Raw genomic sequence first — 6485 nt, 5'->3', positions numbered from 1 at the left:
TGGTAGTACATTTCCAAGCCAAGTTCCCAGTTACCAAACCGTTTATAGGGTCTGAATAAAATGCTATACCCAGTTTCTGTTCGTTCACCCCATTCGCTTTTATCTTCTTTGCTATAGAGATACTCCAAATTTGAATAAAAACCCCAACTGTATTCATTATTCCAGTAGGTCAAATAAGGTCGTAAACTGTGTTCTGCTAAATTTTTACGTAAACCACTTACATAAGGTGAATAAACTTTGCTGTCTGTATATTCCAATTCATAAATTAGGCCTGTCGCCCAACCGTTACTTAAGTCGTAACCCTTATTGAGTGAAAATAGATGCTTTAATCCATCTTCATTTTCGTGGTAACTGCCCTCATGTTGCTCTCTATTTTCTATTTTAAGGGCATACAAAGCGGTCATATTCCATTTGGCATTGTTGTAGTACACGCCAAAGGCTTCATGGGTGGCCGTTTTTTCCTTTTTATCTATGCCAGTAAAGCCATTGGTAATTTTGTCTTCGTATTCAAGAGAAGTTCCTACATGGCCTCCAAACTGAAGCGCTTGGTCAAAAAAGCTATCTTCAGGGTTTAAACCATGCTCACTGGCAGCGAAAGCGGGAGTAGATACAGCGATTGCTGTTGCTACGGATATAGCAAGTAACGTTCTTTTCACGACAGGTCCTTATCAACCTATTTAAGGTTGTAAATCGTAGTTATAATATAGATGAATATTTAGTAGTTCACTGTGAACGCCTAAATATTGTTCTGCATATTAATAAATTTTTCCTCCTAAGCATTCTATAAGTGAGAAGTCGGTCACTTTTAATTGCTTATTATAGAGATTTCGATCACGAATTTACTTCTTTGCCGATTAATTTAAAGGAGGTTTTTACGCGTTTTAGCCTTGTGGCTCTACTTGGTGACGTGTTGTTTAGGTTTTCGCATACGCCCATTCAAGTGTTTTTAAATAAGGTTTGGTGATTGAAATCACAATTTCCTGTGGTATGAGGATGATAGTGGTTGACTTAAAATTGGCGACATTTAACCTAGTAGTATCTTTTGTACTACCATTGGTGTTGATATGAGAAATAGATGGATGAAAACAGTATTGGCTGCAACTTTGATTTGCTCAGCTTCTATTGTTTCTGCTGAGACGATTACGCCGGAAATAGACTCTGAATTATTGATTTGGACAGATAACACGACGCTCGACTATATGAAATATGCCGCTGACCAATTCAATCAAGATTTTGGTTACAAAGTTAAATTTACATTTCGTGGTTTAGCTCCGATAGACGCTGCATCGCGAATGATTCAAGACGGCGGATCCGCACGCGTTGCGGATGTGGCGGAAATAGAGCATGACTTATTAGGAAGGTTAGTAGTTGCTGGTGGGGCGATGGAAAACTTAGTTTCAGTTGATCATATGAAACATAACTTTATGCCAAATGCTATTTCTGCAATGCAATATGGTGGAGCCAGTTATGGTTTCCCTGTCAGTTATGCGACGTTGGCGCTCTTTTATAACAAAGATTTGTTACCTGAAGCACCCAAAACATTTGAAGCACTGATTCGCTTTGGCGAGATATTTAATAATGTAAAAGAGAACAAATACGCTTTATTGTGGGATGTGCAAAATTATTATGAATCTCGAATGTTTTTAACCCTTTATGGCGCTTATGAATTTGGGAATAAAGGGACAGATGCTAAAGATATCGGGATCAATTCTGAATTAGCGCAAAAAGGTCTTTTGGCCATGAAAACATTGCAAGCGGCTAATAGTTCAAACCCGATTGATATGCGTAACCCGCAAGTTCGCCGTGGTTTATTTTCCGAGGGTAAAGTGGCCGCAATTATTGATGGTCCTTGGGCAATTCAAGGCTATGCCGCGAGCGGCGTAAACTATGGGGTCATGCCGATTCCCACTCTAGAAGGTCAGCAATTACGTACTTTTTCAACAGTTAGGCTTGCAGTGGTATCGACATACAGTGAATACCCAAAAGCAGCGCAACTGTTTGCTGATTACATTGCGTCTGACAAGATGCTGATGAAGCGATATGAGATGACGAAATCCATTCCACCCGTTCAATCGTTAATGGAAGAGATCATTGTCGATGCAGATGAAGCCACTTACGCCATCATCGCTCAGGGATTCTATTCCGATGCGATGCCATCGATTCCTGAAATGGGTTATTTGTGGTCTCCCATGGCCAGTGCTATCACCGCAATGTGGGTAAATGGTAAAGAGCCAAAGTCAGTGCTGGACCATGCTCGAGCAATCATTGAAGAGCAGATCGCATTTCAGGAGTAAGCATGTTGTTAGCCAAAACTCAAAATAGACTCCATTTCCTCAGCTCAATGTTGATCATGGGTACAACGCAACTTGTTCATAAACATTGGGTGAAAGGCATCTTTCTTTTTACGGTTAATGTGTTGTTTTTGTTTGCGCTACCTAACCTTATTTTGGCGCTCAAAGGCTTGGTTTCTTTAGGCGATGTGGTACAAGTTCGGCAAGGTTTTCAAGTTATCCAAGGCGATAACTCCATTCATATGTTGGTGGAAGGTGTTATTGCAGTCATTCTTATGCTCTGTTTCATAACTACCTATATTCTGAACGTCAAAGATGCCCAATCTTGTGCATTGTGTAAGCTGAATATTCGTGGGCAAATTCAATCCATTTATAATAAACATTTTGCATTCATCGTACTTTCTCCCGCTTTGATAGTGACTATTGCGTTTATTATTCTACCTATTGCAATTACGGTACTGGTTTCCTTTACGAACTATTCAGCACCTCATCATATCCCCCCTAAGAATTTAGTGGACTGGGTAGGGTTAAGAAATTTTTGGACACTGTTTGAGCTGAAAATTTGGTCAAATACATTTTTTGGTGTTGCTTTATGGACGGTTGGATGGGCAGTCACTGCAACAATTTGTACTTGCGGTTTTGGTTTCTTGCTCGCTCTCGCCTTAGAGAATCGGAACATTCAAGCGAAAAAACTCTGGCGGTTTGTCTTTATTCTCCCTTATGCCATTCCCGCATTTGTTACCTTACTAATGTTTCGCTTATTACTGAATGGAATTGGCCCGGTAAACGCCACTTTAAATAGTTGGGGAGTCGATTCTATTGCATTTTTATCTGATCCATTTACTGCCAAGATAACAGTAATTGCCGTCAGTGTCTGGGTTGGGGCACCTTATTTTATGCTGTTGATTGCTGGGGCATTGACCAACATTCCTCGTGATCTCTATGAAGCCAGTGAAGTCGATGGGGCAAGTAAATTCCAGCAGTTTCAAGAGATAACGTTGCCGATGGTATTGCACCAAGTCGCCCCCTCACTAGTCATGACATTTGCTCATAACTTCAATAATTTTGGAGCGATATTCTTGTTGACTGAAGGCGGTCCGATCAATCCTGAATACCGTTTTGCTGGACATACCGATATTTTGATCACTTGGATTTACAAATTGACCTTGGACTTCCAGCAATACCAGATTGCTTCTGTTATTTCGATTGTAATCTTCCTGTTCCTGTCCGTAATTGCTATTTGGCAGTTCCGCAGAATGAAATCCTTTAAAGATGATGTGGGGATGTAACGATGAATCGACTTGCTGAAAAATTAGGGACGCTATTGGTCTATCTGTTCTTGTTACTGAATGCTTTGTTAGTGTTAGGGCCGGTTGCCTGGACTATCCTCGCATCGTTTAAGCGTGGCAATAATCTCTTTAGTACCTCATTTAGTGATATTACGTTTACGCTGGACCATTATCGTGCGTTATTTACTGATACACCTTATTTAGATTGGTATATCAATACGTTGATATTAGCCACCGCCAATATGGGAATTTCACTCATTGTTGTCACCATGACGGCTTATGTTTTTTCGCGTTATCGATTTAAAGGTAAACGTAATGTGATGATGGGGATTTTAGTGCTGCAAATGTTCCCCGCATTTTTATCGATGACGGCAATTTACATTCTATTATCAAAAATGAACTTAATTGACACCTACGCAGGCTTACTGTTTGTGTATGTAACCGGGTCGTTACCATTTATGACTTGGCTCGTGAAAGGGTATTTTGATGCGTTACCAACCTCATTAGATGAAGCGGCAAAAATTGATGGAGCAGGGCATATGACGATTTTTCTAGAAATTATTCTACCATTAGCCCGCCCCATTTTAGTATTTGTTGCTTTGGTATCATTCACCGGACCTTGGATGGATTTCATTCTGCCGACGTTGATTTTGCGTAGTGAAGAAAAAATGACCTTAGCCATTGGGATCTTCAGTTGGATTTCATCAAACTCAGCCGAAAACTTTACGCTGTTTGCCGCAGGATCTTTATTGGTAGCGATACCTATCACGTTGCTTTTCGTAGTAACTCAAAAACACATCACCACGGGCCTTGTGAGCGGTGCGGTAAAAGAATAATTCTTAGGTACATTTAGTATGATCACAAAAAGTTCACTGATGCATTCCGCAAAGAGTGCAGATAGCTACGCTTATGACAATGCAACTTTACATATTCGTTTCCGTACGGCCAAAGGAGAGGTGGATAATGTTTCCTTGTGGATCGGTGATCCATATCACTGGGCCGAAGGTGGTTTAGACGGCGGTAACCTAGGCGGCAGTGATGCACATGGTTGGGTTGGCGGTAACACGGTGCCTATGTTATTTGAGGGACAAACTGAGTATCACGACCATTGGTTTGCGCAGTTTCAGCCACCGAAACGTCGAAGTCGTTATGGCTTCATTCTTCATGGTCGTGAAGGTGAAAAACTGCTGTTTGGAGAAAAGCGATGTGTTGATATCCGTGATCCTAATATTGCGGAAATGGAATTAAGTAACTTGAGCAATTTTTTCTGTTTTCCGTACCTTAATCCGCGAGATGTGTTATGCACGCCAAATTGGGTCAAAGAAACTATTTGGTATCAAATTTTTCCTGAACGTTTCCATAATGGAATGCCGGATATTTCTCCTTTCGATGTTCAGCCGTGGGGTAGCCAGCCTAGTTCGTATAACTTTATGGGGGGCGACCTATGGGGTGTGATTGAAAAACTGGATTATCTCCAAGAACTGGGGGTGAATGGGTTGTATTTTTGTCCAGTATTTACTGCTAATGCGAATCACAAATATGACACTGTTGATTATTTTAATGTGGATCCACATTTTGGTGGTAATGAGGCATTTCGGGCTTTGGTCAAAGAAGCACATCGCCGCAAGATGAAAGTGATGTTAGATGCAGTGTTTAACCATGTTGGTGATCAACACCCATTTTGGTTAGATGTGGTTAAAAATGGAGCTCAGTCGCGTTACGCAGATTGGTTTTGGATTAACCGCTTCCCCGTCTATCCAGATATACCGAAAGAAGAGTGGGATTTTTGGGATTTCAACTACGAAACGTTTGGTAATGTAATCGAAATGCCCAAATTGAATACCGAAAACGAACAATGTCGCCAGTATCTGTTGAGTGTGGCACAGCATTGGGTTGAAGAATTTGACATTGATGGTTGGCGTTTAGACGTTGCAAACGAAGTCGATCATGAGTTTTGGCGGGATTTTCGTCGTACGGTGAAAAGCATAAAACCTGATTGCTACATTTTGGGTGAGATTTGGCATGAGGGTATGCCTTGGTTACGTGGCGATCAATACGATTCTTTAATGAATTACCCACTGACTCAGGCCACTACGGATTATTTTGCACTGCAGGCTTATGATAAAGAAACTTTCATGCATGCAGTGACTCGTTCATATCTTGCGTATCCTAAAAACGTCAACGAAGTGATGTTTAATTTACTAGAAAGCCATGATACGACTCGTTTACTTAGCTTATGTGCCAATGATAAGCATAAAGCTAAGCTAGCCTATTTATTCATGTTCACGCAGGTTGGTTCACCTTGTATTTACTATGGTGGAGAAATAGGGATGGATGGGTGTAAAGGTATGGGTAGAGAAGACAATCGGAAGTGTATGATTTGGGATGAATCTGAACAAGATCTCGATTTCAAAGCCTTTATTCAGTGGCTTATTGAATTGCGTAAAAATCATCCACACTGGAATGAACCTTCACTTAATTGGCATACCGTCGAGCATCCTTCCGTGTTGGCCTATTCCCGAGGTGAGCAAACGTTTTTTATTAATAACAGTGATAGTGCTATTTCGTTTATGTGGCAAGAGCAGCTTATGCATTTAACCGCTTTCGGTTTTAACATCTTGGGCTTATGCACCGCTTAGGCTTGGTGGCGATAAGCTTAGTTCACCCTGAATCTCAATAGATTCGTCTACATTCACTGCGTAAGGAGTGATAATCTCTATACCTATCCAATTTGAGGTTTTTCGTTGGGTTTGCTCGTGATCTTTTTTCACTTGTTAGCTATCGGCAGCCTCAAATGGTGTAGGTACATTTAGGAATTCAACTGTGAATAAAAAGCGAGGAGAACCTGTGACTGAACTGGTAACGAAATTGATGGGGTTTGGATTTACTAAGACAGACGCATTGG

At 40.9% G+C, this 6485-nt stretch carries 4 protein-coding genes and 1 pseudogene; 4 read left to right on the top strand and 1 reads right to left on the bottom strand.

Going from position 1 to position 6485, the window contains the following annotated elements:
- Positions 1 to 656 (bottom strand): annotated as a pseudogene (locus B9J84_RS08065) (porin); the annotation flags it as partial.
- Positions 657 to 1064: 408 nt separating this feature from the next.
- Here B9J84_RS08065 and B9J84_RS08060 point away from each other — a divergent pair.
- Genes B9J84_RS08060 through B9J84_RS08045 form a run of 4 tightly spaced genes read left to right on the top strand, consistent with a single transcriptional unit; the run spans position 1065 to position 6219 of the window.
- The gene (locus B9J84_RS08060) at positions 1065 to 2294 is read left to right on the top strand and encodes a maltose ABC transporter substrate-binding protein (RefSeq protein WP_179217540.1); all 1230 of its coding nucleotides are present in this window, start codon (positions 1065 to 1067) and stop codon (positions 2292 to 2294) included.
- A 2-nt stretch (positions 2295 to 2296) separates the two neighbouring features.
- Positions 2297 to 3580, top strand: a complete 1284-nt coding sequence (locus B9J84_RS08055; protein WP_094123907.1) for a carbohydrate ABC transporter permease — start codon at positions 2297 to 2299, stop codon at positions 3578 to 3580.
- 2 nt (positions 3581 to 3582) lie between these two features.
- Positions 3583 to 4416, top strand: coding sequence for a sugar ABC transporter permease (locus B9J84_RS08050; RefSeq protein ID WP_013868520.1), 834 nt, complete (start codon positions 3583 to 3585; stop codon positions 4414 to 4416).
- An 18-nt stretch (positions 4417 to 4434) separates the two neighbouring features.
- Entirely contained in the window at positions 4435 to 6219 is a 1785-nt protein-coding gene (locus B9J84_RS08045; RefSeq protein ID WP_094123906.1) for a glycoside hydrolase family 13 protein, read from the top strand.
- Positions 6220 to 6485: the final 266 nt, after the last annotated feature.

This window comes from Vibrio sp. V03_P4A6T147, from assembly GCF_002241085.1.
GTDB lineage: Bacteria > Pseudomonadota > Gammaproteobacteria > Enterobacterales > Vibrionaceae > Vibrio > Vibrio anguillarum.
Note: the sequence above shows the minus strand (reverse complement) of the source record. Positions and strands in the feature narration are given on the sequence as shown.